This is a genomic window from Asticcacaulis sp. AC402 (genome assembly GCF_000495835.1).
Classification (GTDB): domain Bacteria; phylum Pseudomonadota; class Alphaproteobacteria; order Caulobacterales; family Caulobacteraceae; genus Asticcacaulis.
This window is the reverse complement of sequence record NZ_AWGC01000043.1, coordinates 1-26,144: the sequence shown is the minus strand read 5'-3', so window position 1 is coordinate 26,144 and position 26,144 is coordinate 1. Positions and strand designations below refer to the sequence as shown.

At 61.8% G+C, this 26,144-nt stretch carries 23 protein-coding genes and 2 pseudogenes; 8 read left to right on the top strand and 17 right to left on the bottom strand.

The window, feature by feature from the left end:
- The 8 genes and pseudogenes from ABAC402_RS37770 to ABAC402_RS37735 form a co-directional block, all read right to left on the bottom strand.
- Nucleotides 1–810: pseudogene (locus ABAC402_RS37770) on the bottom strand (hypothetical protein); the annotation flags it as partial.
- 144 nt (nt 811–954) lie between these two features.
- The gene (locus tag ABAC402_RS37765) at nt 955–2,394 is read right to left on the bottom strand and encodes a sensor histidine kinase (RefSeq protein ID WP_023451125.1); all 1,440 of its coding nucleotides are present in this window, start codon (nt 2,392–2,394) and stop codon (nt 955–957) included.
- A gap of 229 nt (nt 2,395–2,623) precedes the next feature.
- A complete protein-coding gene (locus ABAC402_RS37760) occupies nt 2,624–3,304 on the bottom strand; it encodes a response regulator transcription factor (RefSeq protein ID WP_023451124.1) in 681 nt (226 codons plus the stop codon).
- Nucleotides 3,305–3,664 carry a hypothetical protein gene (locus ABAC402_RS37755; protein ID WP_155847488.1) on the bottom strand — a complete coding sequence of 120 codons (360 nt, stop codon included), beginning with the start codon at nt 3,662–3,664 and terminating at the stop codon, nt 3,305–3,307.
- A gap of 120 nt (nt 3,665–3,784) precedes the next feature.
- Entirely contained in the window at nt 3,785–4,753 is a 969-nt protein-coding gene (locus tag ABAC402_RS37750) for a DnaJ C-terminal domain-containing protein (protein WP_031236065.1), read from the bottom strand.
- Nucleotides 4,754–4,965: 212 nt separating this feature from the next.
- Nucleotides 4,966–6,546 carry a pectate lyase gene (locus ABAC402_RS37745; RefSeq protein ID WP_031236064.1) on the bottom strand — a complete coding sequence of 527 codons (1,581 nt, stop codon included), beginning with the start codon at nt 6,544–6,546 and terminating at the stop codon, nt 4,966–4,968.
- Between the two features lie 214 nt (nt 6,547–6,760).
- Nucleotides 6,761–7,240 (bottom strand): YcgN family cysteine cluster protein, encoded by a 480-nt coding sequence (locus ABAC402_RS37740; RefSeq protein WP_023451120.1) that lies wholly within the window; start codon nt 7,238–7,240, stop codon nt 6,761–6,763.
- Between the two features lie 86 nt (nt 7,241–7,326).
- Nucleotides 7,327–7,992, bottom strand: coding sequence for a hypothetical protein (locus tag ABAC402_RS37735; protein ID WP_023451119.1), 666 nt, complete (start codon nt 7,990–7,992; stop codon nt 7,327–7,329).
- Nucleotides 7,993–8,101: 109 nt separating this feature from the next.
- Between ABAC402_RS37735 and ABAC402_RS37730 the strand changes: the two genes are divergently transcribed.
- From ABAC402_RS37730 to ABAC402_RS37720, 4 genes are all read left to right on the top strand, one after another.
- Nucleotides 8,102–10,111, top strand: a complete 2,010-nt coding sequence (locus tag ABAC402_RS37730) for a S9 family peptidase (RefSeq protein ID WP_023451118.1) — start codon at nt 8,102–8,104, stop codon at nt 10,109–10,111.
- Between the two features lie 57 nt (nt 10,112–10,168).
- Nucleotides 10,169–11,974, top strand: a complete 1,806-nt coding sequence (locus tag ABAC402_RS37725; protein WP_369751414.1) for an ABC-F family ATP-binding cassette domain-containing protein — start codon at nt 10,169–10,171, stop codon at nt 11,972–11,974.
- 200 nt (nt 11,975–12,174) lie between these two features.
- The gene (locus ABAC402_RS39545) at nt 12,175–13,161 is read left to right on the top strand and encodes a hypothetical protein (RefSeq protein ID WP_023451116.1); all 987 of its coding nucleotides are present in this window, start codon (nt 12,175–12,177) and stop codon (nt 13,159–13,161) included.
- 8 nt (nt 13,162–13,169) lie between these two features.
- Nucleotides 13,170–14,267, top strand: coding sequence for a DUF2336 domain-containing protein (locus ABAC402_RS37720; RefSeq protein WP_023451115.1), 1,098 nt, complete (start codon nt 13,170–13,172; stop codon nt 14,265–14,267).
- A gap of 306 nt (nt 14,268–14,573) precedes the next feature.
- Here ABAC402_RS37720 and ABAC402_RS37715 read toward each other — a convergent pair whose 3' ends face one another.
- Both ABAC402_RS37715 and ABAC402_RS37710 read right to left on the bottom strand, forming a co-directional pair.
- Nucleotides 14,574–15,011 carry a hypothetical protein gene (locus ABAC402_RS37715; protein WP_023451114.1) on the bottom strand — a complete coding sequence of 146 codons (438 nt, stop codon included), beginning with the start codon at nt 15,009–15,011 and terminating at the stop codon, nt 14,574–14,576.
- Nucleotides 15,012–15,018: 7 nt separating this feature from the next.
- Nucleotides 15,019–15,573, bottom strand: a complete 555-nt coding sequence (locus tag ABAC402_RS37710) for a hypothetical protein (protein ID WP_023451113.1) — start codon at nt 15,571–15,573, stop codon at nt 15,019–15,021.
- A 360-nt stretch (nt 15,574–15,933) separates the two neighbouring features.
- Between ABAC402_RS37710 and ABAC402_RS37705 the strand changes: the two genes are divergently transcribed.
- On the top strand, nt 15,934–17,709 hold the full coding sequence (locus tag ABAC402_RS37705) for a hypothetical protein (protein WP_155847487.1): 1,776 nt from the start codon (nt 15,934–15,936) through the stop codon (nt 17,707–17,709).
- Here ABAC402_RS37705 and ABAC402_RS37700 read toward each other — a convergent pair.
- From ABAC402_RS37700 to ABAC402_RS37685, 4 genes and pseudogenes are all read right to left on the bottom strand, one after another.
- Entirely contained in the window at nt 17,702–18,871 is a 1,170-nt protein-coding gene (locus ABAC402_RS37700; RefSeq protein WP_023451111.1) for a glycosidase, read from the bottom strand. The two genes, ABAC402_RS37705 and ABAC402_RS37700, sit on opposite strands and share 8 nt — an antisense overlap.
- A 270-nt stretch (nt 18,872–19,141) precedes the next feature.
- A pseudogene (locus ABAC402_RS41275) lies at nt 19,142–19,441 on the bottom strand (AbrB/MazE/SpoVT family DNA-binding domain-containing protein); the annotation flags it as partial.
- A 212-nt stretch (nt 19,442–19,653) separates the two neighbouring features.
- Complete coding sequence (locus ABAC402_RS37690; protein WP_023451109.1) at nt 19,654–20,994, bottom strand: hypothetical protein; 1,341 nt, start codon at nt 20,992–20,994, stop codon at nt 19,654–19,656.
- Nucleotides 20,995–21,087: 93 nt separating this feature from the next.
- Nucleotides 21,088–21,708, bottom strand: coding sequence for a TetR/AcrR family transcriptional regulator (locus ABAC402_RS37685; RefSeq protein ID WP_023451108.1), 621 nt, complete (start codon nt 21,706–21,708; stop codon nt 21,088–21,090).
- Between the two features lie 131 nt (nt 21,709–21,839).
- Between ABAC402_RS37685 and ABAC402_RS37680 the strand changes: the two genes are divergently transcribed.
- On the top strand, nt 21,840–22,163 hold the full coding sequence (locus ABAC402_RS37680) for a hypothetical protein (protein ID WP_040410130.1): 324 nt from the start codon (nt 21,840–21,842) through the stop codon (nt 22,161–22,163).
- A 3-nt stretch (nt 22,164–22,166) separates the two neighbouring features.
- Nucleotides 22,167–22,574 (top strand): MAPEG family protein, encoded by a 408-nt coding sequence (locus ABAC402_RS37675; protein ID WP_023451106.1) that lies wholly within the window; start codon nt 22,167–22,169, stop codon nt 22,572–22,574.
- Between the two features lie 64 nt (nt 22,575–22,638).
- Here ABAC402_RS37675 and ABAC402_RS37670 read toward each other — a convergent pair whose 3' ends face one another.
- The 3 genes from ABAC402_RS37670 to ABAC402_RS37660 all read right to left on the bottom strand — a co-directional run bounded on the left by ABAC402_RS37670 (nt 22,639) and on the right by ABAC402_RS37660 (nt 25,786).
- Entirely contained in the window at nt 22,639–24,243 is a 1,605-nt protein-coding gene (locus ABAC402_RS37670; protein ID WP_031236059.1) for a peptide chain release factor 3, read from the bottom strand.
- A gap of 292 nt (nt 24,244–24,535) precedes the next feature.
- Nucleotides 24,536–25,048, bottom strand: a complete 513-nt coding sequence (locus ABAC402_RS37665) for a hypothetical protein (RefSeq protein ID WP_155847486.1) — start codon at nt 25,046–25,048, stop codon at nt 24,536–24,538.
- A gap of 66 nt (nt 25,049–25,114) precedes the next feature.
- Entirely contained in the window at nt 25,115–25,786 is a 672-nt protein-coding gene (locus ABAC402_RS37660; RefSeq protein ID WP_023451103.1) for a hemolysin III family protein, read from the bottom strand.
- Nucleotides 25,787–25,831: 45 nt separating this feature from the next.
- On the opposite strand from ABAC402_RS37660, the gene ABAC402_RS40380 reads away from it, so the two are divergent.
- A complete protein-coding gene (locus tag ABAC402_RS40380; protein ID WP_023451102.1) occupies nt 25,832–26,137 on the top strand; it encodes a hypothetical protein in 306 nt (101 codons plus the stop codon).
- Nucleotides 26,138–26,144 lie beyond the last annotated feature (7 nt).

The following is a 26,144-nucleotide window of genomic DNA, read 5'->3' as shown; positions in this document are numbered from 1 at the left end:
GAGATCTTCACAGACCTTCCCGCGTCCGCCAATATAGGCCTTGAGGTCGGCCAGCCGCGCCTCGATAACGCTGAGAATGCGCTCGCCGAAAACAGCCAGTTCCGAAGAGGCGAGAAAACGTTCGCTGGCGCGATCAGACACCGTGGCGACGAACTTGATGATCTGCGGCCCCTCGTCGAGATTGGCGAACAGAATTTCCAACAGGCGGAAACCGCCTCCCGGATCGATGGCGCATGCGTCCTTGAACATCAGCCGCAGCACTGTGGCCCGGTCGGCATCAATGCGCCCCAGAAGATCGGGCAGTTTCGACATGAGCGCGCGCGAAATGCGGTGCAGATCGAGATAACTGGCAAACTCGGCGACCGCCTTGCCATCGGTGGCATCCGGTTTGGCCGGCAGGATGTCGTGGGGATTGTCCCGACAGATCTGCGCTGCCGCCGTCACCAGCCGGAAGAAGACCACCGGGGTCGGATCCTCGGTGCGCAGGCCGCGCAGGGCGTAGCGCGATTGCACATACAGTTCGGGTTCGCGTATCTCCAGCGCGCTCCAGATGTTGTCAAGCACCCAGGCCGGGAAGCGGACACCCTCCAGACCATCGGCGCGCCCCCGAAACAGCGGTAGGAAAGGGGCAAACACAGCCTCCTTGACGTAACGGAATTCGAGTTCGATGCTGATCAGATTGCGGACCTCGACCAGGGGCTCGTCGTGGGTCAGGCCCAGGGCGAGTTCCAGTGAGCGCAGACTATGCTGCGGCAGGGCCTTGATCAGGCCTCGGATCAGACTCAGACGCTTGTCCGCAATAACGCCCATAAAATCGTATTCCCGTTCGCATCCTGCCGCCGACGGACTCGAAAGCAAGTCTAGGATTTTCTGGTTAATTTTGTCTGACGGGTAATTCGTAACCACTGTCGCGCCCCTTTGCCGCAGCGCTTTGGGCAAAGCGGATGCAGGTGTTCAGGTTTCGAGATTCCCGGGCAGTGAGACCCTTACCCTCAAGCCGCCCAGCGACGCCGTCTCGAACAGCAGCCGGCCGCCATAGGCGCGCACCAGTTCATCGACGATCGACAGGCCCAGGCCTGAACCCGGCACGCTTTCATCGAGCCGCGCACCGCGTTTCAAAACTTCATCGAAACGCGCTTCATCGAGGCCCGGTCCGTCGTCCTCGATGGCCATGATCAGGATCTGGGCGTCGGGATCGAACTCTGCCAGGATGCGGACCTTGCGCTTGCACCAGATACAGGCGTTTTCAAGAAGGTTACCGGCTATCTCCTGCAGGTCCTGCTTTTCTCCGCGGAAAGCCAGGTTTTCGGGAGCGCGCCAGTCGATGACCACGCCCTTGTCCTGGAAGACCTGCTCCAGCATGATCGCCAGTTCGTCGAACACCGGTTCGACCGGGGTGCGCTCACCCATGGCGGTCGAGCGCGCGGCCGCACGGGCCCGGCGCAGGTGGTGGTCGACCTGGGCGCGCATGGTCTCGGTCTGCTTACGCACGGTTTCCGGCAGGAGGCCCTCGCCATCGCCGGCGGAGGTCAGCAAGACCGACAGCGGCGTTTTCAGGGCGTGGGCCAGATTGCCGACATGCATGCGTTGGCGCTCGACCACCTCCTGGGCATAGTCGAGAAAGCCGTTCAACTGGTGCGCTACCGGCGTGATTTCGGCCGGATAGGTCTTGGTCAGACGCAATTGCTGACCCTTCTGGACGCTGGCGATTTCGTCGGTGAGATCGAACAGAGGGCGCAGGCCGATGCGGACCTGGACATAGATGGCACCCAGCGACCCCAGGGCCAGGAGGAGCAGGGCCGCGCCCGTCAGCAGGCCGAAGGTACGGACATCACGGTTGACCGGGCTGGAATCTTCGGCCGCCATGAAGACATAGTCTTCGGAGTCGACCTTGGAATAGATGACGGCGACTCTCAGTGGCTCGCCCCCCGGCCCCATGCCATCGTAAAAAACGCTGGTCGCCGCCTTGGTCCGGGCCTCGGCGAGGACCCGGGATGGCAACAGCAGACGGGCGTTCCACAAGGAACGCGACGTGGCCGGCGTGACGACGTCGCCCTTGTCATCGATACGGGCGACCTGCCAGTAGAGGCCGGAATGGAAGATGCCCGAGCGGGCGTCGACAAAGCGGGTGGTGTCGACCACGCCGTCTTCGATATTGGTTACCGAGAACAGGTTGTCGGCGAACTGGCCGACCCCGGCTTCGAAACGATGCATGGTCACGCGGTAGAAATAGGCGGTCAGGCCGATGCCGGTCACGAACAAGGCGAAGATAAACCACACCGCTGCCAGCCGGATCAGCCGGCCGACCAGGGAGTTGGCGGTCAGGCGACTCCAGATGCGCTGGAGATTGTCAGCAGGGCCGCGCCTGGGCGGTTCGAGGGGAGCTTCGCTCACCTATATCTCCCCACGTATAGGGAGGCCGGGTGACCGCGGCCGGAGTACAGGTCCGGCACGCACAAGGCGAAGGGTGTTGGTGGGACGACTCTCGTTCGGAAACACCGAAGACCGCTAACCCGACAGCACGTCGCCCCACCCCTGTTTCGCCGCGCTTCACTGGGTTGCGCTTCGCTCACGGTCCCCCTGCCCACGCGACGAGCGCAGGGAGGTACAAGGGAGGTCTTGCTCACAACTCGCCGACCTCATCGTGCAGCGGTTTCAGGCGATACCCCAAGCCGCGCACAGTCTCGATCCGTTCATTGCCGATCTTCTTGCGCAGCCGCCCCATGAACACTTCGATCGTGTTGGAATCGCGGTCGAAATCCTGATCGTAGAGGTGTTCTACCAACTCGGTACGCGAGATCACCCGGCTCTGATGCATCATCAGATAGTGCAGCAACCGGTATTCCAGCGAGGTCAGCCGCAAGGGCTCGCCACTGACGCTGGCGCGCGCCGCCCGCGGGTCCAGTCGCAAGCCGCCACAGACCAGCAAGGGCTGGGCGTGGCCGGCCGCGCGCCGCACCAGGGCGCGCAGACGGGCCAATAGCTCCTCGGTATGGAATGGCTTGGTCAGATAGTCGTCGGCGCCGGCGTCAAAGCCCGAAACCTTGTCGCTCCAGGCCCCGCGCGCTGTCAGTATCAGGACTGGCGTCAGCTTGCCTTCGCGGCGCCAGCGTTCCAACACGGATACGCCGTCGATCTTGGGCAGGCCCAGATCCAGGATGATGCAATCATAAGGTTCGGTATCGCCAAGGAAGTGGGCTTCCTCGCCGTCGGGGGCGTGATCGACCACGTAGCCGGCGTCGCTCAGGGAGGCCTTGAGTTGACGTGACAGGTCCGGATCGTCTTCGGCTAAGAGAATTCGCAACTACCGCTCTCCGATGATGCGTCCGGAATCGGTGTCGATCAGCAGATCGACCCGGCCACGATCGGTGGCGACACGTACCCAGAAGATTGAACCGCTTTGCTGGCCGGCGTCAAGCACGCGGCCGCGGCCACCGGAGGAGGCGATCTGGATGGCGCGGTTGATGCGATCGTCATGACGATTTTCATTGCCCCGGTTACCGCCGCGAGCATCTCCACGGTCATTGCCGCTCCCGCGAGCGCCCCCGCGTTCCCGGCCGCGCGGGTCATGGCCGTCCCGGTTCTGGAACATGGCGGCATGCGCTTCGCCTCCGACAGACAGGGCGATCATGGCAGCACAGAGAAGAGGCCAAATCTTTTTCATGATACCGTTGTAGGATCAGCCACCTGAACCTTAGCTGAACAGGTTGCAGTCTTTAGCAAAAATTGCGCCGCAGGCTACCGGCTTTTCAAGACTGCCATCTGCGCCTGTGATGCGTGTCGTCTACTTTCGTCCTCTGGCTGGCATGCTGGGGGTAAAGCCGGCATTGGCGCGCCACCGCTCCATCAGGGTAACGATGTCGCTGCGCAAGGGTTCGGGCACGCCGTCGAGGCCCTTGTCCGGCAGGGCCAGGACGACGTGGGCGAAAAGGTCGCCGCGCGAGCCGTCCTTGCCGTCGTAGGCGCCGCGGCCCTTCAGGCGCAGCACGGTGCCGGAATTGGAGTTTTTCGCCAGGTTGACCGTCACCGGGCCGTCGGGGGTCGGCGCCTGGACCTTGCCGCCCAAAAGGGCGTCCGGCAGGGCGACGAACAGGTCCATATGCAGGTCGTTGCCATCGATGCGGAAGATCGGATGGGCTTTCAAGTTCAATTCGACCAGGGCGTCGCCATGGGAACCGCGGCCGGACGGTGACGGCGCGCCCTGCCCTTTCAGGCGCAGGGTTTGGCCATCCCTGGAGCCCTTGGGGATGTTAACGTCGACCGTGCGGCCGTCGGAGAACATGACGCGGCGCGTATTGCCGACAATGGTGTCGAGCAGGTCGATTTCGAGACGGATCTTCAGGTCACTGCCGCGTTGGGGTGCCGTCTGGCCGCTAAACCCGCCTCCGGTCTTGCGGCTGCCGCCGCCAAACATCTCCATGATGTCGTCGAGGTCCATGCCTTCGAAACGGCCGCCAGCGCCGGCGCCGAAGGGCGCGCCACCGGCGGGACCGCCGCCACCGCCGCCATTGAAGCCACGATAGATTTCGCGGCCGTCGGCATCGATCTCGCCACGGTCAAAACGCTTGCGCTTGTCGGCATCCTTCAGGAAGTCATAGGCCGCTGTTATGCGCTTGAAGCGCTCCTCGGCCACCTTGTTGTCCTGGTTCTTATCCGGATGCAGTTCCTTGGCCAGTTTGCGGAACGCTTTCTGGATGTCGGCGTCGCTGGAGTCACGCTTGACGCCCAGTTCGGTATAGGGATCACCTGCCACGCTGTTATACACCTCCTGCCGAAGAGGTGTGTCCTAGACGCAATTGATTCAAGAGGCAAGTTTGCCGCAGCCGTGGCACAAGAAAGCCATGGTGGATGTTGCGGATGTCCGGCGTATGGCCGCAGATATGCCTGGGGTAACGGGCGCGTTGTTGCGACTGTTGCTGAACGGCTATGCCATTCTGGCCGGCAAGCCGAAGAGAGGGAAAAAGCCTACTTCGCCCCAAGCGCGGAAATCAGCTTCGCCATATTGTCGATATAGGCGCTGGTCGAAATTCCCATCACCGGCTTTTCGGCGATGAACGGCGAGGTGTCCGTCTTGTCGCCAACGCGCGTCGTGCGGAAATCGCCCGGCGCCGGCGTCGAAATGCCGTCGCCGCCGTAGGGATGGCTGGTCGCCTTGAGCAGGGTCGGCCAGTAGCCCTTCTTGTTCAACCCCCTGACTATACCGGCGACGTCCAAAGCCTTGTCGGGCGCATTCAGGTCCGAGCCGGCATTCATCTGGGCGACGAAGTAGCGGTCGAGTGGCGTCTTCACTCTCAACGGCGAGGTCTGGGTGGCCACTTCCGGCGGGGTCGCCTTCAGCTTCTCGTACTCCGCGCGCAGTTTTGCTACGTCCAGTATGCGAAACGAACTGTAGTGGCCCAGCGTAAACGTCGGGTCGTAGTCGTAATAGTATTGACCGTTGACGATGTTCGAGCCACGACGGTGGATGAACAAGCCCTTGTTGGTGCCAAGTTCGATAAAGGTCGGATGGCGGTTGGTCTTGCCGTCGGCATCGGGGAGGCGCACGCTGTCCAGCCAGTCCAGAGCTTGCGGAATGCGCGCCAGGTACTTGCTTTCCCCGGTCAGCCTGTAAAAGTCCATAAGCTGGCGAATGTTCGCATAGGTGGTGTGCGTGGCCAGAGCCTGGGGCTCATAGGTCCGGGCGCCGGCCGGCTTCAGGTCAAGGCTATGCTGCAACCCCCAACCCGGTTGCGGCTCCCCCTGCTGCGTAACCAGATAGACCGACATGGCGCGGGTGATGGCGTCCGGAATGCGCGGATCGCCCAGGGTCTGGTGATACATGATCAGGAAGCGGATATTCTCCCCCGCCACATCATCATTGAAGGTGATATCGCCGGTATAGTCGTCGTGGCCGTGCAGGGAGACCGGATTGGCCGGATAGCGTTGCGGCCACCCGCCGATCGGGTACTGGCTTTCCAGAACGAAGTTCAGCGCCTTGTCCAGGGCCGGCCGGAATCGTTCGTCCTTTTTCTCGACATAGAGACGCAGCAGGAACTGCATCGATTCCGAAGTTCCGGCATCGTCGAAGGTGGCATTGCCCCAGTCATACTGGAACTCTTCCAGCCGCCAGGCATTTTTCCCGATGGTGTCGTACCATTTTTTCCGCGACTGCGCCCCACCGAAATCGTGGAAATAATGCCAGCCGCCGGCCGGGTGCTGGGCTGCCATCAGGCCGTCAGCGACCTGTGTGGCCACCTGGTAGTAGTAATCGTCGCCCGTGGCGTAATAGGCATCCAGGAACAGGTGCCCCATGGTCGCTGTGCCGGGAGGCTGGATCCAGATCATGGTCGCAAAGGCTTCCATCTCGCCCCAGCGTCGCGAACCATCGGCGGCATAGGCCCAGACATAGCCGCCTCTGTAGGCCATTTTTTCGACCATGAAGCGCGTCGCCCGCTTCATGGTCGAGAGAATAGCCTTACGTTTCACACGTTTCGGCGCGGCAAGCGCTGACACCGGTGTCAGAAAAAGCGCAGCCGCACCGGCAAGAAGATGGCGTCGAGTTGTCATGGAAGGGCTCCCTGGAGAGATCAACGCGCATGTCTGCGGCATCCGTCGCTGTCAGTATCGATGAATCCATAGCCGGTTCAGATGGATAAATGCAAGCCAGAGCGGGATGCGTTTTGATGGAATCAAAGCCCGGTTCTAAGTTTTTGCTTTGTCGCGCACTTTTTCCGAAAACGGAAGCGCCCGTGCGGCGGCGTCCACTTTATCGGATTGCGGTCTAGTCCTGGAACTCGTCCCAGTCCGACCGGTCCTCGTTCAGGTCCCAGGCCGCATAGTCAAGCGCGTCCTCTGGGTCGGCCAGTTCTTTCTCATTGATGGTCTGGCCGCGTATCGATACGCCGGCGCGGTGGACGCTTTCGCGGTCACCGGTGATCAGGTGATGCCACATCGGCAAGGGCTTGCCCTCATGCAGACGGCGATAGGCGCACGAGTGCGGCATCCACAACAGTTCCTCGATATTGCCGGGTTTCAGCTTGATGCAATCAGGGACGTATTTCTTGCGGTTGGTATAGTCGGAACACTGGCACTTTTCGGGATCGAACAGCCTGCAGTGAACCCGCGTCGGAATAACCTCCAGGGTCTCCTCGTCTTCGAACCGGATCAGGCAGCACAGACCGCAGCCGTCGCACAGGCTTTCCCATTCCTGCTCGTTCATCTGTTCGAGGGTTTTGGTTTCCCAGAAAAATGCCTTGGTCATTGCGCCTGTATAGACAAAAGCCCCGATAAGAAAAGTCTGGCTCAGAAAAGACTGGCTCAGAAAAGACCGGCTCAGAAAAGTCTGGCTCAGAAAAGGTCCAGACTGATCACGCAGCCATTGACCTTGCTTTTCAGCATCTCGAAGCGCTGGCGCTCGACGCGGTCGAGGTTCTTCTCCTGGGCCGCCAGCCGGTCGAGTTGCGCCTGATCCTTCGCGTTCATCGGAAATGTCTCGGCGACAAAGGCGATCACGGTGGCGCCGTCGCGCTCGCCGCGGATGCCAGTCGGAGCGCCGTCTGAGCCGACCGGTGACCAGCCGTAGGCGCCGCGAAAATTGTAGCGGACATCGTCAAGCGTCAGGCAGTTGTCGCCATAGCCGGCGAATTCCTTGATTTCGAAGCCATACAGGGTGGCGGTCCGCAATTCGATGGGCAGGCTGCCCTGCCCCAGGTCGGCCAGGGGCACGACATATTGCACCCCGCCCATGGCGCGAAAACCCTGTGCCACACGCTTGGTCGGCGCGGCCGGCATGCCATCGGTCGCCAGGATTGGGTCTGTGCCGAAGCCACCCCCCATGGCCGACTCGATATCGGCGGCATTGGCCTGGCGGCGGTCGTGGCTTTGCAGCAGGCGGAACAGCCGGTGCTTGAACTCGACGGCGTCGGTCTTCTTCTGCCGTAGATCGGCCTCTGTCTGAGCCGCGGCGGGCACAGCCACGAGCAACAGGGCCGCAAAGATAGGTCTGAATATCATGCGACTGTTTAAAACACGTTCCGGCCGGCTAATCCAGCCTTCCTGCTGCTGGCGTCGTAGCCGTTTCGCGTGTACATCGGACCGACGTAAACGACACGGGGGGATTGTCATGCCGACGCAACTTCATCGCCGCCAAATCCTGCTGTCGGGCGCCGCAGCGACCGGGCTTGCCCTGGCCGGCGCCGCCAGGGCTCAGACGATGGCCCAGACATTGGCGCCGCCTCCGCTCGAAGTCTTTGCCCGCTCGCCCTTTATCGAACATATCGACCTGTCGCCCGACGCCAATACGGTGGCCATCGTCACGCGCCAGGGCAATGAACAGATCCTGAAGACGCTGGACCGGCGCGCCGCCTCGCCGCATTCGGCCACCCTGGGGGCCGTCAAGGTCCGCGACATCTTCTGGGCCGATAACAGCCGCGTGACCGTGGTTACCTCGGTCAAAGGCACGCTGCCCCAATATGGCGGTTTCGAAACCGAGCTGTCGCAGGCCTTCATCGTCGACCCGGCGACGGGGAAGACGAAATTGCTGTGGGACAAGGAGGCGGCCATCGCCAATCCGGTCGTCGCCGGTAATCTCAAGCGCGTAAAGACCGCCGCGGGGTATCAGGTCACGGCCGGCAGTTTCGTGGGTTTCGACGCCTATTGCGTCGCCGCCTTCTCGCCCGATGTCGACGCGCCGCAGCGCGCCAATGACCTGGGCACTGCCTACAAGATTCAGTCCCTGCCTTGCCTGCCGTACCAGAACCAGGACGTGCTGCTGGCGCCAGATGGCCGCATCGTCGCCGCCGGCGTTATGAGTTTCGAGGGCGGACGCGGCGTCACCAAGACCTGGGCCTTGCAATGGAACGCTTCGACCTCGGCCCGCCCCTTCATGAAAGAGGTCTGGCGCACCGACTATTCGGTCGAGGCGCCACAACTCTCGGGTCTGAGCGCAGACGGCCAGGCGGTGGTTGTTGGCCTTTTCGACGATGGCTGGACCTTCCATAAACTGGGTCCCGACGGCAAGGTGGGTCCTTCGCTCGACACATCGACGGATGGTTTGCCACGCACCCCGCTGTTCCATCCGGTTACCGGACGGTTCGTCGGCTTCCTGCGTTATGGCGACGACGTCGACTACGAATACACCGACCCGGTGCTGAAGACCGTCGCCAAATCGCTGCCGCAAGCCATGGGTGAAGGCTATCGCACGCGCATTGTCAGTTTTGCCGAAGACCCGCGCCAGATGATCGTCCATGTCGAGGGCGAGGACGAGGCCGGTGGCTACTACTTCCTGGACCTGGCCGGCGGGGCCAACGAGCTTCTTGGCGAAGACTACCCCGGTCTGCCCGCCGACTGGCTGGCCCGGCGGCAGGCCATCCGTTACAAGGCCGGTGATGGGCTGGATATCCCGGCCTTCCTGACCCTGCCGCCGCACCGACAGGCAAAGAACCTGCCGCTGGTGGTCCTGCCGCATGGTGGGCCAGAATCGCATGACGGCGCTGGCTTCGACTGGCAGGCCCAGGCTCTGGCGTCGCGTGGCTATTGCGTTTTACAGCCCAATTTCCGCGGTTCATCCGGTTACAACCTGGCCTTCACCCGGGCCGGATACGGCGAATTCGGCCGCAAGATGCAAACCGACCTGTCCGACGGCGTCCGGCACCTGGCGGCGCAAGGGATCGTGGACCCGAAGCGTGTCGCGATCTGCGGCGCGTCCTATGGCGGTTACGCGGCATTGGCCGGGGTAACGCTTCAGGACGGCATCTATCGTTGCGCCGTTTCGATCGCCGGAGTTGCCGACCTCGACTACATGCAGCAGCGCACGAAGACCCGCAGCAATACGCGCTACTCCGACAGTGTGCTGTATTGGCGGCGATACTTCGGCACGACCCCACTGGATGAGATTTCACCCGTACGGCAAGCCGCAAAGGTTTCGGTGCCGGTCCTGCTAATCCATGGCCGCGACGACACGGTGGTCGAATACGAACACAGCGTCCGCATGGAAAAGGCCTTGCGCGCCGCTGGTAAACCGGTCGAGCTGATTTCTTATGACGGCCAGGATCACTGGGAAACCATCGAATCGGCCCGCATCGACATGATTAAACGCGTCGTCGGCTTCCTGGAAACGCATAACCCGGCCTGATTGCGGCAATTTCCCTTTGCCTTACGCGGCCGGTGACACTACATCCGCCCCATGAGTTTGAAACCTTCCGGCAAAGCCCCCCTCCTCGCCCTGAAAGACATCCGACTGATGGATGGCCAGACGCCGTTGTTCGACGGTGTCGACATCGCGCTGGATCGCGGCGTCCGCGCCTGCCTGGTCGGCCGCAATGGCGCCGGCAAGTCGACCCTCATGCGCCTGCTGGCCGGGCTGATCGAGGCCGACTCCGGCGAGCGCTACGTTTCCCAGGGCACGCGTTTCGCTTTCGTGCTGCAGGAGCCCGAACCGGTGGGCATTACCATTCTCGACTGGGTGACATCCGGCGGAGCGGAATCCTACAATGCCGAGGCCGAGCTCTACGCCTTCGGCATCGACCCCCAGGGTCCGACCACCTCCATGTCCGGCGGCGAGAAGCGCCGCGCCGCCCTGGCCAAGGCCTTTGCCGAAGATCCCGACCTGATCTTCCTCGACGAACCGACCAACCACCTCGACATCTTCGCCATCCAGACCCTGGAAGACCGTCTCAAGAGTTTTCGTGGCGCCGCCCTCGTCGTGTCCCACGACCGCACCTTTCTTGAGCGCGTTACCCAGCGCTGCTACTGGCTGTACGATCGCCGGATGATGCGCCTGGACGCCAACTACACGGGCTTTGACGAATGGCGCGACAAGGTCGAGGCTGAGACCGCCGAATCCCTGCGCCGACTGGAAAAGGCGATCGAGCGCGAGACCTACACCTTTTATCGCTCGATCACCGCCCAGCGCACCCGCAACGAGGGCCGCGCCGCCCGGCTGGGTGCCATGCGCATTGACCTGGCTTCGCGCATGAAGGCCATGGACAAGCCGATGGACATGGTGCTCGATTCCGGCGGCGTGTCCGGCAAGCTGGTGGCGGAGCTGAGGCATGTCGCCAAGGGCTTCGGCGGCCGCACCCTGATCAAAGACCTGTCGACGCGCATCCTGCGCGGCGACCGGTTGGCCATTGTCGGTCCCAACGGCGCCGGAAAATCGACTCTGGTCAAGCTGCTGCTGGGCCAGATTCCTGCCGATTCCGGCGAAATCCGCCTCGGCACCAAACTCGACGTCGCCTATCTCGACCAGGGCCGCGACGCCTTGAAGGGCGACGAGACCCTGTGGGACGTCCTGGCCAATTCGGGTTCGGACTCGATCATGGTGCGCGGCGAACCGCGTCACGTCGCCGCCTATGCCAAGGACTTTCTGTTCCGCGAGAAGCAACTTCGCCAGCCGGTCAAGTCTTTGTCGGGCGGGGAGCGCAACCGCCTGCAACTGGCTCGGGCGCTCGCCAAGGCGACCAACCTGCTGGTACTGGATGAACCGACCAACGATCTCGACATGGATACACTGGACCTGCTGGAGGACATGCTGGCGGATTATGACGGCACGTTGATCCTGGTGTCCCACGATCGCGACTTCATCGACCGGCTGGCGACCTCGACCCTGGCACTCGATGGCAACGGCCGAACGGCGGAAACCCCCGGCGGTTGGCAGGATTTCATCCGCCAGACTCCGGACTTCTTTGCCCGCGGCGCGACGCCAAAGGAGATCGCGGCGACCAGGGCGGCGGCCGCAACTCCAGCGAAGGCAGCGCCGAAAAAGTTGAGCTACAAGGACCAGAAGCGCCTCGAAGACCTCGAAAAACTGATGCCACAATGGCATGCGGAGGTCGCGAAGCTGGAAAAAGTGCTGGAGGACCCGGCTCTGTACAGCCGCGACCCCAAGGCCTTTGATACTACGATGAAGCGGCTGGAAAAGCTCCGCCACGATCTCGATGTCGGTGAGACCGAATGGCTGGAGCTGGAGGATCGGAAGACGGCGCTGGCGGGGTAGGCGAACGGCGCGGACAGCGATCTGAGGCACTTTCACAAAGAGCGCCTCCCCCTGACCCTGACTCTCTCGCCGGCAGACGAAACGGGGAGAGGGGACTTTGCCGCGTTTCCCGCAACTTCGGACTGCAAATCCGTTGGGTTATTAGGCATTATTTAAACTCGCTCTCCTAAGGTCGAACGGTTGCAACCCGAAGACCCCTCATGACCGTGCCGCCGACCGCCCGCTTTCTGATCGCAGCGACCGTTCTTACGGCCGCGGGCGCAGCACATGCCAACACCCCCGAACGTTATCTGAGTTGGGAAAGCAAGGCCCAACGCGCCGCCGCTGCCGCACCGGCGCAGCCGGCCGCCCAGGCGTCACAAAACCAGACCAGCGTGCGTTACGGCATCCCGGCCTCGCCCTATGGCCAGGTCGGAAACCCGTACCGGCAAGTCCTGACCTGGCCGACCAAACAACAGCCGGCGGCCACGACGGCCTCGATCGAGCCACTGCCGCAACCGACCATGTCCACACCGCCACCGGCTGTTTCGGTGGCCGTGCCGCGTCCGGCGCCGCGCCCGCAACCGGTAGCCGTTGCGCCGGCACCACAGCCCTCCATGCGACCGGCGCCGACGCCCCAGCCCGCTTTCGACGATCCCGACGAGCCGGAAATCGCGCCCCGCACGCCTGTCCTGCGTCCCGAAACGCAACCCGAGCCGCCGCCGCCGCAAACGCAGGCACCACGTCCAGCGGTGGCCTCGGTCCTGGCGCCTCCTGCCGCAGACTCTGGTTACAAGATTCCGACCAGCAGCAAGTATGCCGCCCGTATCGCCGCCGCCCGTGCGGCCCAGGCGCAGCAACAGTCCATGGCGCCGATTCCTTCGTCCGGCGCACAAGAGCCGCCGCAGCCCAGCAGTCCGGCCCAGGCCGCCACCGCCCCCCGCGCGCCCGTCGTATCCCAAAGCCTGGCCTCGCAAGAAACCGACAATGTCTTCATTCCGGGCGAGCGGATCACCGACGCAATGACCCAGGAACCGCGTCGCTACAGCCTGCATCGCCAGTACGGCATGCAGCCCGACCGCATCCAGGTCGATCCGAACCCCACCGGCGCCATCCTCGAAACCCGGTTCGACGCGCTCGAATCCGAAGACGAGGGCGACGACGGGTCACCAGATTCCTCGAACGAATCCTCCGGCACGACTCCGTAAGGCCACACATGTCCCGAACACCGACCTCGTCCCTCGTCGACCTGATCGAACTGGCCAAGGAACCCTCGAGTTCCAAACGCCGCGAACTCCTGCGCACCGTGACAGACATTTTCATGAGCGACCCGGACACCGTCAACGCAACGGAGATGGAGCTCTACGACCAGGTGATGACCCAGCTCACCACCGACATGGAAATCATCGTTCGCGCGGAAATTGCCCAGACTGTCGCCGGCGCACGCACGGCACCCCTTGGGCTCTTGCGCAAGCTGGCGGTCGATGAGATCGAGGTCGCCGAGCCGATCCTGACGCGCTCCAAGGCGCTCACCGAAACCGACCTGATCCACGTGGTCTCAACCAAGGGCCAGGAGCACATGCGCGCCGTCTCCCGGCGCGAAAGCGTGCCTGAGGCCGTCTCCGGCGTCATCGTCCGCCGCGGCGATGACACCACACTGCACACCCTGCTCAGCAACGACGGCGCCCGCTTGTCGCGCACCTCATCGGAGGAGGTCGTCCAGCGCGCTCAGTCCAATCCCGCTCTGCACGAGGTCGTCGTCAACCGCGCGGACCTGCCGCCCGATCTGATGAATGACATGTATTTCGTTGTCGAAACCCGCCTGCGCGAACGTATCATCGCCGAAAATGCCAAGCTGGACCCGGCCCTGGTCGAACAGGCCCTGTCCAAGGGCCGCAACCGCATCGCTATTGCCTACGGGGACGTGCCGGACGATTATGAGAAGATCAATGCCGACATCGAGATCCTGCGCCGCAACGAGCGACTGAACCCTTCCCTGCTCGCTAAATACATGCGCGACCCGAACCCGACCTGGTTCTATTGCGCCCTGGCCCAGATGGCCGATATCGATTTCCTGACCGCCCGCCACCTGATTGAAAAGCGCGAAATCGACGCCCTGGCGATTGCGTGCAAGGCGGCCGGCCTCGACAAGGCTTTGTTCCTGACCTGCGCCATGATCATGCTGTCGGATTCGGAAAACGCCATGGGCAAGGCCGCGGAATACGGCAAGCTATACATGGACCTGCCGCAGGAAACCGCCATGCGCACTATCCGCTTCTGGCGCATGCGCCGGGCGGAAGGGAAAGCAGCCTAACCAGGGATTATACCAATCCTCGATGACATTGACTCATCGCGGGTTGGAAAGCGCGACGGCGCGCCCGAGCTTTTGCGAGGAGCCATGCGGCGTTTGAGCTGAAGAAAATGCGAATACCAAGCGTCATTCTATATGAGGCTTGGTATTAGAGCGGAGTTTTGATGGACTCAAAACCCCGCTCTGGGTTTTTGTTTTGTCGCGCGGTTTTTCCGAAAACGGGAGCGCCCGTGTGGGGGCGTCACACCTTATCGGATTGCGCTCAGCCCTTTGGACCCGGAAAACTGACAGCACTGATCAGCGCGGAACTCACGCCTTGCGGAGATGCCTCCAGGCCAGGACCACGCCGACGAGGTGGACCAGGCCAAACAGCAGACAGACGGCGCTGGATACCATCCAGAACATCGGCCCTTGCTCCAACCCCTTATCCAAAAAGAAAAAACCACCGATGCCGCGCGTAAGGTAGATCGCGGTTGCCGCGATCAGGCCCGGCCAGCGCAGCGGGAGATGAAACTTTCCGGTCGCCACGCTGAAGGCATACAGCGCCCACACGGTCAGTACCGCCGCTATGCCGACAGTGATGATCGCCGCCTGCGGATCGCCGCGCGCCGCCATGGTGGCCATGGCCTCGCCCGCACCGAAAAAACGATAGGCTTCCGGCCCGATGACGACGACGGCCAGGTGCATCAGAGCCGCGCCCAGACTCAACAGGCCACCCAGGATCAGGGCCGGATTTCGATATGCCATGGATAAATCAGGCTTTCCGGCCCGAAAAGAATGACCGAAGATACAACAGGGCGATCAGGGCGCTGAAAATTCCCAGGCCGCGTTCGATCACATTGCCGTACTGTTCGCGCAGCGCCGCCACATCTACGCCCGACGAGTCAATGAACAGCCGGCCCAGTCGGTCCGAGTAGCTGCCGATCATGTCGTACAGCGGCGCGCCACCCCCGCTGATTTCGGCGCCGTTAAAGGTAGCGAAGAGCTTGAACGCCATCATCGGCGCATAGATCAGCAGGCAGATAAAGGCCGCGTTCAGCAGAATCCACAGCACATTGACCGGTGCGCCGATGCCGAACAGGTATTTTCGACTGAGGATCACCGACCACAGCAGATATAGCAGGTTCAGCATTATCACGCCGATCTGGCTCGCCAGGGCGCCGTCGATGTTCGAGACAAAGTCGTAGCGGAAGACATAGGTCGTCCATACCGAATTGACCAGCGAAGCAAAGAAGGTCGCTATCCAACTGAGGGTATAGGCCTTCATGTTGCCGCCAAGCAGCGAAAAGATCGATCGGTGCGCCTGCATTGTGCCCTCCCGCAGAGCTTAATTTTTCCGCAGCCTAACCCAGTTATCCGTCCCCGGCTAGTCCGCGTGCGTCACATGAAAGCCGCGCCCTTAACAAAAATTAACCACCTTTGGCGTTTGGCCGTGACAGGTCCTTTGCCTTTTGACACTGTCGTCAGGGGGGGGAAACTTCCCGCAAGTTCGAACTGTTTCCGGCGCGTTACAGCCGGGGATAAAGCGCACATCGATCCGGCAGAATCGGATCGGCGCTCTAAGTTTTTGTTTTAACGCGCAGTTTATCCGAAAACGGGAGCGCCCGTGCGGGTGTTAAATGCGTTATCGGATTGCGCTCTGGTGCCCAGACTCATGCGGAGACCCTTCGTGAAACCCTTACGCTCTTCGGCTTCCCTATGCATGCTTCTGGCCGTGACCAGCCTTGCCGCGCCAGGTCTCGCCCAGGCCGGCTGCAATACCGCCCGAGGCGCCATTGACAACCAACCCGAACCCCCACCGCTTGATACCTCCGCCGCCGGCACCCTCGGTTCGGCAGCTCAGATGATCGCTGCCCAGTCCGAACTGCTGAACCCGCTGGCTGCGCCGGGGCAACTGGGTGCCAACATCGCCAATTCCCAGTTGAATGCGCAGACCCTGCTAATCGACTTGTCGAAGGACGTCGACTCGCTTGTGGGACTTACGGGTCACTATACCAAAAGTGTTCCGGTCCTGGGCATCCGTTTCGAAAACACGCCGGGCTTCGACGCGAAGACGCACTGCAACGCTATCCAACCCTTCGTCTACAAACCCAAGCTGGAAGAGTTGGAAGGCGGTCGGATGCGTGCCAGTGTCGAGAATGGCCGCTTCAGTCTGGAATTCGATCCCAAGGCGCTGAACCGCGCCTGGGTGCGTGATGCCGATCCATCGAAGCAGTTCTTCTGGATATTCCCGCGCCTCTACGGCCGCAGCCAGGTCACCCGGCCGTGGGTCCTGACCACGGCTTACAATGCCAAGTTCCAGGCCGCACCGAAGGGGTCGGCGAAGCGGCGCTGGATTGCCGAGGCCTTCCTGAACCTGGCCATGCGTCAATACCGACTGTCGAGCCTGAACAGCGGCTGGCCACAAGGACGCCGCCCGACGCGGTCGGAACTGGCTACAGCCATGCAGGCACGGGTCGGCAGCCTGTGCGACGAGGCGAACGAAAATCTGGTCTGCCTGGCCTCGCGACTGATAGAGCTGAACGAGGCTCCGCCACCAGGTATTCTCCTGTCAAAGGACGCCTTCCGCGTCGGTGACGCCGGTTACCAGAACTCCGGCGTCAGCACCGGCATCCGTCAGCTCGATTTTGGCACGTCCAATGATCAGGCCAAACAACTCGTCAAGGTCTTGCTGCCGACGACGGTCGGCCGTTATGAACACGGTTACGGCTATCGCCGCCCGATCCGTACCTGGGATATTGGCACGCTGAACCGGTGGTACGATGAAGACGGTCCGCTGGCCAATGCCGAACTGTCGCGCGAGGAAGCCAAGCAGACCCTGATCGAGTCCCATACCGACTTCCTGCAGAAGGCGGTGACGCAATGGAGCGCGCGCGTCGACAAGGCCTACCCTGCCTGGTCTCCCGGCGAGCGCAAGGCCGTCGCCCTGATCGCAATCGACCTGGAAAACGTCAGTGGTTACGTTCTAACCCTGCCGAAAACCGCGAGGAACCTGTGCGATGTGCTGAACAACGGCGCAATCAAGAACCAGCGTTCCAATGCATCCGTCGTCGAAGCGCAACGCAAGCGGGTCGTCAATGGCGTCAAATTGCTGATCGCCCAGCCGGCGACAGCCGATGTCACTCGGGACTGCATTATTCCGCCTCCGCCTCCGCCGCCCCCAGTGACCCCGCCTCCAGTGACTCCGCCCGTGGTGGCGCCTCCGGTCACACCAACGGTGACGTCGCCAGTAACGCCCCCAGTAACGCCTCCAGTAACGCCTCCCGTAACACCTGTGACCCTGACACCGGAAACGGCGACGACGGCACCGGAGTCAGCCCCTGCCCTGCCGGTGCCGGACGCCTCGAACCCGCCCTCGGTCTCGCATCCGTCGCCGCTGTCGGGTGTCAAACCGCTGCCGATTCAAAACGGCATCTGGCAGGTGCAGACGTCTCTGATCAAGTAAACAGAGACTTCGGAATGTGGGTGATGCGACAGGCCAGGTCGGCCTCGCCCGATGCGACGACGTAGTGGCCGCCGCCATCGGCAATGCCGGTCGTAAACACGACATCGCGCAGATACATCAGGTCTTCGATCGGCCGGGTCAACTCGGGATTGGCTTCCAGCAGTGCAACATGGCCGTTGCGCCGGGTGATGCTAGGGTCATCCTTGTCCAGGATCGACCAGTAGGTGCGGTAGATTCCGACGATCTCGTTAGGTTCTACACCGTGCCACAGGGTCAGCCAGCCTTCGTCGGTCAGGATCGGCGGCGTGCCGCCTCCCATTCGCGCCGTCGCCACTGTGCCGGAATGCGGGCGAATGCCCGGCTTTGCGGACGGCTTCCAATACAGGCTATCCTTCGACGTCGCCAGGTTGATCGACGGCCCGGAGCGCCATTCGCTGCCTGGCGGGTAGGCGAAATAGAGGTCGCCCAGCGGTCGGGTCTGGGCCCAGTATTCACCACCGATCAGGCCTTCGAAAATCAGCATGTCCTTGTTCTGGTGATCAAGAACGATGTCCTCGAAGGTCCAGTCCAAGCCGTTTTCGGAACTGTAGAGCGTGGTGCATTGGCGCTCCGGGCTGACCGAACAGGTGGTCATCAACCAGCGGTCGCCGATTCTGGAACACCGGGCATCCTCGACGCCGTAGCCTTGCAGGCTATTCTGCGGTGCCACAGCCTTGTCGTAATGCAAGGCCACCACCTCCAGGCCGTCGGGCGTCAGTTCGACCGGCAGCAGCCACGACAGGGAGGTCAGGGCCATGATCTTACAGCCGCCGCCCGGCAGCAGGATCTTGCGCGGGTCGGCGGTATTGACCAGGTCCAGCGGCCAGGCGTCCAGGACATAGCGGCCCTCGTCCCAGCGGATGGCATGGACATGGCCGTCGAAGATCGGCTGCCGCAGGGCCTCGGCAATGCGCACCATCATCAGCAGATTGCCGTTCGGAAGCCGCACCAGGCCAGGATTGAAGGCGCCCAGAACGTAGGTTTCCTGCTGGAAATGGCCGCGGAGGGGTGATTTCGACAGGTCGATATCGCCGGGCGTCAGAACCAGTTTGTCGACCTCGTAGGTAGGTCTGGCGCTATCGCCGGCGCCATGGCGCGGATTGGGGGCCTGGCTATTTGGCATGACGATGCTCCACCTTTGAAAGAGGTGCTGCACAAAATCATCATCCCGCTATCAAGACACAATGTGGAAGTTTTGTTTTGCGCGTCCAGCCGATTATCAAATCGGGATCAACGAATCAGGACAACCTTGACGACGTGGATTGTTTGCCAAGTTTTGTCCGTTGTCATGGCGGGGATAGTGCGCCGCTGTGCTACGGCGAGGCAGGCCCGGTCTCCGAGTGACAAACCCAGGGCGCGTGTCGGCACGCGCAAATCGCCGCTGGCACCGGCCTCAATCCATTCGAAGTCGACAATCTCCCCCCAGGGCCTTAACGGCCGCCTGAGCTTCGGCGGACGGCATGCCGCGTTCACAGAGTTTTGCGATAACTTCGGTAATGTTTACGGTCGAGATACAAACATCCGGCAGCGCTGCCTGCGGAACAAATCTGACTGCCAAGGCCTGAGCCCGGCGCACCGCGGAATCGACAGGCTCCAGAACCACGGCCCTGTCAACCAGATGTGCAATCAAGCGCCTGCCGTCTTGCAACCCGAGTTCGGTTCGCAGATTCGCCGGAATAACCACGCGGCCATTGGCCGGCCATCGTCAGGTTGGTCTGATGAATAGAGCGGGATGAGTTTTGATGGAATCAAAAACCCGCTCTAAGTTTTTGTTTTGTCGCCCAATTTTTCCGAAAACGGGGACGCCCGTGCGGTGGCGTCCACTTTATCGGATTGAGCCCTAGTGATAAAAGCACCCATGTGTCACGTTTTGGATTAATGACACTCAAGTGAGTCCTTGTCAGATCACACCTGCTCCCGCACCCGATCCAGGTGTTCCTGGGCCGTGGCGGCCAGGGCCTTAAGGCCATGCTCACCGAAGATCTCCAGCGCGGCCTCCAGGGCATAGGCCGCTTCGGCGCGTTCCAGCATGAAGCCGGTGATGTCGCCGCGCGCCACATACAGTCTCGCCAGGTTGGTCTGCAGGATGGCCCAGCTGATCGGATCATCCTGGGCCTTGACGCCACGAAGTTCCGCCTTGAAGGCGTTTTCCGCCGCTTCCAGCGAGCCAAGGTCCCCTTTCAACTCGGCACGTTTGGCAAGGCAAGTGGCGCGATTGTTGGCCAGTTGCGCCCGCAGGGCCAGGCCCTTTTGCAGCGGACGCTTCAGCGCCAGGTCATAAATCTGCATTGCCTTCTGGTAGATTTCCTCGTTGAGCGTCAGCTCCGCCAGGGCCTGCAACCCCATGGCCAGGGCCTGCTTGTGTTCGACCCAGTCAAGCGGCGAATGTTCGTAGTCGACCAGTTCCTCTTCGGTGGACAAGAGAGCGATGCCTTCGCTTATAACCTCCGGCTTGCCTTCGATCTCGCCTTTCCAGATATAGGCCAGGGCCAGGCGCAGGGTGATCCGGGCATGGGTCACCGGTTCATAGGCCGCGTCGAGGCGCGCCTGCAGCGCTTCGAAATCCTTGATTACTGCCGTCATCAGCGACGAGTCGCAGCGGTCCGTGCCCACCAGCATCAGCAGGTCGCCACGCTCGAAACGCGCCTGGGCGGCCGCGATCTTGTCACCGGCAGCGCCGGTCTGGCGGACCTGCTGGTCGGCGCGTTCGATAGCGCGGTCGATATGCGACATGGCCAAAAGGGCCAGTTCCAGGTCGCCGCTGATACCCTGACGGATGGCCAGGCGGGCGGCCAGGCGGGCTTCGACGCGGTTGAACCTGGCGCGCAAGGCTTCGTCGTTCTGAATGGCGGCGCGGCCACCGGCCAGCAGGTCCTCGGCCGAGCTCAGCAGTTCGCGGGTTTCGAACAGGTCGACGCCCAGAATGCAGGTCTGGGCCTGTTCCAGCACCGCGAGGGCAGCCTGGTTGGCGGTCCTGGCTTCCTTGCCAGCGCTTTCGGCGGCGGCGGCGGCGCGGCGCAGGGCAACGCGATCGCCCGTGCGGCGGGCATATTCGCGCCAGATCTCGGCGGCCTCGAGATAGGGGGTAAAGCGGTCCTTGGTCGAGACCCGGCCGCCTTCGATGTCGAGATTGCGGCCCTGGGTGATCAGCAGTTTGAGATTCAGCAGCTCGTACAGGCTTGAGTCGGTATCGACCCGCCCCTGGTTACGGAAGATGCGCCTCAATTCACGGCCGAATTCAAACATTGCCCGATCCATCGTGAAAGACGAAAAGCGTGTCAGGACGACACGCCCCGCTTTCGTTCAGATGGGTCTTTGCAAACCGTCAGCCAGCAGGCGTTAAAAGCAGATGATGCCGATCGCCTGGCGGACATAGCAGCGCAGGTCGTCGACCGGTTCGCCTGCGCGCATTCGCACCGAAATGGCGTTGTGAATCGAGGCGCACAGGATGGCCGCCTGCTCCGGTGTGACCCCAGGTTTCAACTCGCCACGGCGCTCGGCTACCTGGGCCAGCCTGAAGAAGCCGCGATCCATCTTGCGCAGTTGCTCCAGAATCATCGCCGCGACCTGGTCATCGCGCGTCGAGTCGGTCAGGGCAGCGCCGATCAAGAAACAGCCCAGGCCCCGGTTGTGAACGAGATAGATGTTGAACGCCGTTTCATAGACCAGGAGCAGGGCCTTCTTGTAACCCACCGGTGCCAGGAAAGCTTTTTCGTACAAGGGTTTGACCTCGGCGACATAGTCGTCGAGTACAGCCTTGAAGACCTCCGCCTTCTCCCTGAAGGCATTGTACAGGCTGGGGCGGTTCATGCCCGCTGCCGCGCACAGATCGTCCAGCGAGGTTGCAGCATAGCCCTTGTGCCAGAACACTTCGCGCATGGCGTGGAGCGCCTTGACAGGATTGAAGGTGCGCGGACGCCCGCGTGTTTTGGCCACAGTCTCTGCGTCTTTTTGTACCATGCTGCATAAAATCCTTGACTCAGATGTATATTGTGCGAAACGATACAAAAATCTAGAGCCTCCTGCCAAAAAGTGGCTGCCAATTTTTGGAAGACACGAGGCGCCTAGGGAAAAGCCAAATGGAGACTGCCATGTCCGCACACAAAATTATCGTTCTCGCCGCCGCATGCGCGGCGCTTATTGTTCCGTCTTTTGCGTCTGCGCGTCAACCCGCAGCGGAAGGCGCTACCCTGACCCTGGCGACGCCGGCAGCGAAGGCGGAATTCGTCATCGATGGCGCGGCGTGGACCTGCTCCGGCGCTGATTGCAAATCCAGCTTTGTTGACGACATGCCGGCCCTGCGCTCTTGCAAGCGCGTGGTGGCTGAAACCGGTGCCGTAACCGCCTTTACCTGGCGCGGCAAGACGCTCAGCGCAGCCGAAATCCAAGTCTGCAATACGCGCGCGAAGGCCTGATCCGTGCTGGGCACGGTCCTCGCCCTGGCGGCGCTGCATCTGATCATGTGGGTGGCGCTATATGCGACGCGCATCCCCGCCATGATTCACATGAAGATCAGCGCCCGCCGCCTGGCCAAGCCCGGCGTGCGCGACACCTTGCCGGACTGGGCGCGCAATGTCGCCGACAACTACAACCACCTGGCCGAGGCGCCGACGGTCTTCTATGCGGTTGTCATCGTCCTGGTACTGCTCAAACAGGACGACGCCCTCAATACGGCGCTGGCCTGGACCTATGTCGGATTGCGGGTCGTGCATTCGCTGATCCAGGCGACATTCAACAATATCCTGCTGCGTTTTTCGGTGTTCTCGGTGTCCTGGCTGGTCCTCGGCGGCCTGATCGTCCGCGGCCTGGCCGGGCTCTACGGCTGACCTTTTCCTAAGGTGAACCGTCTCTGCTGACTGGCCCGGCGTGCCAACCCGCCGGGCCTTTTTCTTATCCGCGTTCTTTTGTGCGCTGGAACTGGACGTCGGGGAAGCGTTCAGCGACATAGTTGATCTCCCAGGCCGATTTGCCCAGAAAGACCGGTGCCTCGTCCAGGTCTGTCCCCATGGCCGAACGGTATTTGCCGGCGAAGTCTTCGATCTTGTCGGGCGTGCCGCCCAGCCAGCGCGCTTCGGAAAACGGCGACGGCTCGAAGATACATTCGAGGCCATATTCGTTGGCGAGGCGGTCGGCCATGACTTCGAACTGCAGCTGGCCCACAGCGCCGACAATGAAGTCCGAGCCGATCGACGGACGAAACAGCTGGGTAACGCCTTCTTCGGCCAGGGATTCCAGAGCCTTCTTCAGGTGCTTGGCCTTGAGCGGGTCCTTGACACGGACTCTTTGCAGGATTTCCGGTGCGAAGTTGGGCAGGCCCTGGAAGCGGATAATGCCGCTTTCCGACAGGCTGTCGCCGACCCGCAAGACGCCGTGGTTGGGTATGCCGATGACGTCGCCGCCGAAGGCTTCTTCGGCCAGTTCACGGTCCGAAGCAAAGAACATGATCGGCGCATTGACCGATAACTGCTTGCCGGTGTTCTGGACCTTCAGCTTCATGCCGCGCTGGAAGCGACCGGAGGTCAGTTTCAGCATGGCGATGCGGTCGCGGTGGTTCGGGTCCATATTGGCCTGGACCTTGAACACGAAGCCGGTGACTTCCTGGTCGCCCGGATCGATGGCGGTATCGACGCCAGCCTTCTCCGCCTTGACGTGTTTGGGCGGCGGGGCATAGGCGCCCAGGGCTGCCAGCAGTTGGTTGACGCCGTAGTGGCGCAGCGCCGAACCGAAGATGACCGGTGTCATATGGCCTTCCAGGAAGCTTTGAACATCGAAGGCGCGGAACCCGCCGGCGACCAGTTCGGCGGTCTCCTTGACCTCGGCCAGTTCGGTAGCGTCAAGCAAACCCGCTGTCACCGCCTCATCGAGCGGCACGGGATCTTCATGGCCCTGATCATAGTCGGCACCCGACTCGCGTTTGGTGAAGGGGTAGAACAGGCCCGTCATCAGTTCGACCATCCCGCGGAAACGGTTGCCTGACCCGGCCGGCCAGTACAGGGGCGACGGATCCAGTTGCAGCTTCGACGCCACCTCGTCCAACAGGGCCAGCGGATCCTCGGCTTCACGGTCCATCTTGTTGATGAAGGTGATGATCGGGATATCGCGCAGGCGGCAGACCTCGAACAGTTTCAGGGTTTGCGGCTCGATGCCCTTGGCGGCGTCCAGCACCATGACGGCAGCGTCGGCGGCGGTCAGGGTGCGATAGGTGTCTTCGGAAAAGTCTTCGTGGCCCGGCGTATCGAGCAGGTTGAACATCAGGTCGGCGTGCTCGAAGGTCATCACCGAGGACGACACCGAGATGCCGCGTTCGCGTTCGATCTTCATCCAGTCGGAGCGGGTGCGGCGGTTTTCACCGCGCGCCCGGACCTGACCGGCGGCGCGGATCGATCCCCCGGCCAGAAGCAGATGCTCGGTCAGGGTGGTCTTACCGGCGTCGGGGTGGGAGATGATGGCAAACGTCCGGCGACGCTTGGCTTCGGTTTGCGGGGTATGGGCCATGGCGGTGGCGATATAGTGTCGGGGGTCAAAAGTCAAAGCCAACGCTGAACCCTCGCCGTCTCGCACCCGCGACCACGAAACTGTAACTTTTGTTTTGCGGATTGTAACGACAGTTGAAGATATCGAATGCTATCGGCCTTGTATCTGTGTGCGCCGCAGCATATATTCACTTTGTCGACGTTTCGACGTCGTAGCCCTTCTTGGGCGTTTCCTCCCTGTAAACTGGCCCGGGCTTGTCCCGGGCTTTTTTTGTCTGTTTTCTAACAAAGTGTGCGCATGCGCCCACAGTGGATCAGGCACAGCCTTCCATATATTCGATCGAAGGACCACCGGCATGGATCATGTCCACTCTGCCGGCGTCATCAGTCTTGAATCGGATGCCGCTGTTGCCTGGCACCGACCACCAGGTGATATCCTTTGCCGGTAATCCGACATAGTCGCGCGGCTTGATATCGAGAGGTTGATAGGCCCCGGCAATCTCCGCTTCTGTCGCGCCGATGCCGATGCCCCGCGCAGTACGAATAGAACTACCTGTATTGATACTGATGCGGGTCATGCGCCGGTTCTCGAACATTACCCAGGCATGATCCACGCCCGGCAGGTCAATTTCGGAACAGGCCACGGCATCTGAATCGGAAGCGTCAATGCTAAGCGGCTGCCCCAGGGCCAGGGACGCTTGCGACAGGGACATTCCGATGCGCAAAGGTCCCGCCCCCTGCGAGGTCAGGCTCCAAGGCTCAGCGGCCCCAGCTCCGGCGCCCGTCATGAGTCCGGCCAGCAAACATCCCAACGACAAAGCGCGCATGGTGTTCCCCCTTTGGCTTCAGACAACATTATGGGCGAAAACCCGAAGCTGTCAAACGGGAGGCGTTCAGTTCGCGCCGACCATCACAACGCCGACCAGGACGGCGACGTAATGGAGGGTCGCGCCTGTCAGAACATGGCCGTGCCAGATGGCGCGGCGGAACTTCAGCGACTTGCGCATATAGAAGACAGTCCCGACCGTGTAGGCGACCCCGCCCAAGGCCAGCAGGATCATGGCAGCCAGGGGGACATTCTTCGCCATGGGAACAATGGCGACAACGATCAGCCAGCCCAGGATCAGATACAAGGCGATCCAGAAAGTCTTGCCCAGGCCCGGCAGGAACAGCTTGCCCAGGATACCCAGGGCCGCCAGGGTCCATACGGCCACGCTCATCCACAGCGCCCAGCCGCCTTCGAGCGCCTGGGTGGTGAAGGGCGTATAGCTGGCGGCGATCATCAGAAAGATGCCGGCATGGTCCAGGCGGCGCAAAAACGGCTGCCATGACGGCTTGGCGAAATTGTAGGCCATCGAAAAGGCCAGCATGGCGATGAAACCGACGGCATAGACCGTCACCGCTGCGACCAGCCCCATCAGGCCATGGCTAACCGCCAGGCCGAGGGCGACGCCACCGCCGAACAAGGCCAGGGCCAGTCCAACGATATGGACGATGAGGTCGGCATGGCGCGCCCATTGGGTAGGATAGTGCGCCAGTTTATCGGTGAATTGTTCGAGGGTCATGTCGACAGATAACCTTACGCGGACGTCAACGTCAATTCACGAAACATGAAGAGTTGTACAGTCTGCGAACTGTACCACGTCATCGGGGGCAAGGCCACACGGATGCCTACCGGTTTCGATCTGGATCGTAACATAGCGGATGCCGAAATCTTGCTCCGGTTCGTCGGTGACGACATGGAGCAGAACAAGATGATGGCTTCGAACAAGGGCAAGGTGATCAGCGCGGAAGACCATCGCATCGCTGCCGAAAAGATGTTCGCCGAAGCCGATACCAACCATGACAACATGGTCTCGAAAGACGAAATGAAGGCAATGGAGATGAAGGACAAGGGCGAGCATAAGGCTCACTGAGGGTCAT

What these genes read in the sequence shown, in the direction of transcription:
- ABAC402_RS37755 (WP_155847488.1), bottom strand. Translation starts at nt 3,664, where the DNA reads ATGAAAAAGATTTGGCCTCTTCTCTGTGCTGCCATGATCGCCCTGTCT.
- ABAC402_RS37745 (WP_031236064.1), bottom strand. Translation starts at nt 6,546, where the DNA reads ATGACAACTCGACGCCATCTTCTTGCCGGTGCGGCTGCGCTTTTTCTG.
- ABAC402_RS37740 (WP_023451120.1), bottom strand. Translation starts at nt 7,240, where the DNA reads ATGACCAAGGCATTTTTCTGGGAAACCAAAACCCTCGAACAGATGAAC.
- ABAC402_RS37735 (WP_023451119.1), bottom strand. Translation starts at nt 7,992, where the DNA reads ATGATATTCAGACCTATCTTTGCGGCCCTGTTGCTCGTGGCTGTGCCC.
- ABAC402_RS37730 (WP_023451118.1), top strand. Translation starts at nt 8,102, where the DNA reads ATGCCGACGCAACTTCATCGCCGCCAAATCCTGCTGTCGGGCGCCGCA.
- ABAC402_RS39545 (WP_023451116.1), top strand. Translation starts at nt 12,175, where the DNA reads ATGACCGTGCCGCCGACCGCCCGCTTTCTGATCGCAGCGACCGTTCTT.
- ABAC402_RS37720 (WP_023451115.1), top strand. Translation starts at nt 13,170, where the DNA reads ATGTCCCGAACACCGACCTCGTCCCTCGTCGACCTGATCGAACTGGCC.
- ABAC402_RS37715 (WP_023451114.1), bottom strand. Translation starts at nt 15,011, where the DNA reads ATGGCATATCGAAATCCGGCCCTGATCCTGGGTGGCCTGTTGAGTCTG.
- ABAC402_RS37710 (WP_023451113.1), bottom strand. Translation starts at nt 15,573, where the DNA reads ATGCAGGCGCACCGATCGATCTTTTCGCTGCTTGGCGGCAACATGAAG.
- ABAC402_RS37700 (WP_023451111.1), bottom strand. Translation starts at nt 18,871, where the DNA reads ATGCCAAATAGCCAGGCCCCCAATCCGCGCCATGGCGCCGGCGATAGC.
- ABAC402_RS37690 (WP_023451109.1), bottom strand. Translation starts at nt 20,994, where the DNA reads ATGTTTGAATTCGGCCGTGAATTGAGGCGCATCTTCCGTAACCAGGGG.
- ABAC402_RS37685 (WP_023451108.1), bottom strand. Translation starts at nt 21,708, where the DNA reads ATGGTACAAAAAGACGCAGAGACTGTGGCCAAAACACGCGGGCGTCCG.
- ABAC402_RS37680 (WP_040410130.1), top strand. Translation starts at nt 21,840, where the DNA reads ATGTCCGCACACAAAATTATCGTTCTCGCCGCCGCATGCGCGGCGCTT.
- ABAC402_RS37670 (WP_031236059.1), bottom strand. Translation starts at nt 24,243, where the DNA reads ATGGCCCATACCCCGCAAACCGAAGCCAAGCGTCGCCGGACGTTTGCC.
- ABAC402_RS37665 (WP_155847486.1), bottom strand. Translation starts at nt 25,048, where the DNA reads ATGCGCGCTTTGTCGTTGGGATGTTTGCTGGCCGGACTCATGACGGGC.
- ABAC402_RS37660 (WP_023451103.1), bottom strand. Translation starts at nt 25,786, where the DNA reads ATGACCCTCGAACAATTCACCGATAAACTGGCGCACTATCCTACCCAA.
- ABAC402_RS40380 (WP_023451102.1), top strand. Translation starts at nt 25,832, where the DNA reads ATGAAGAGTTGTACAGTCTGCGAACTGTACCACGTCATCGGGGGCAAG.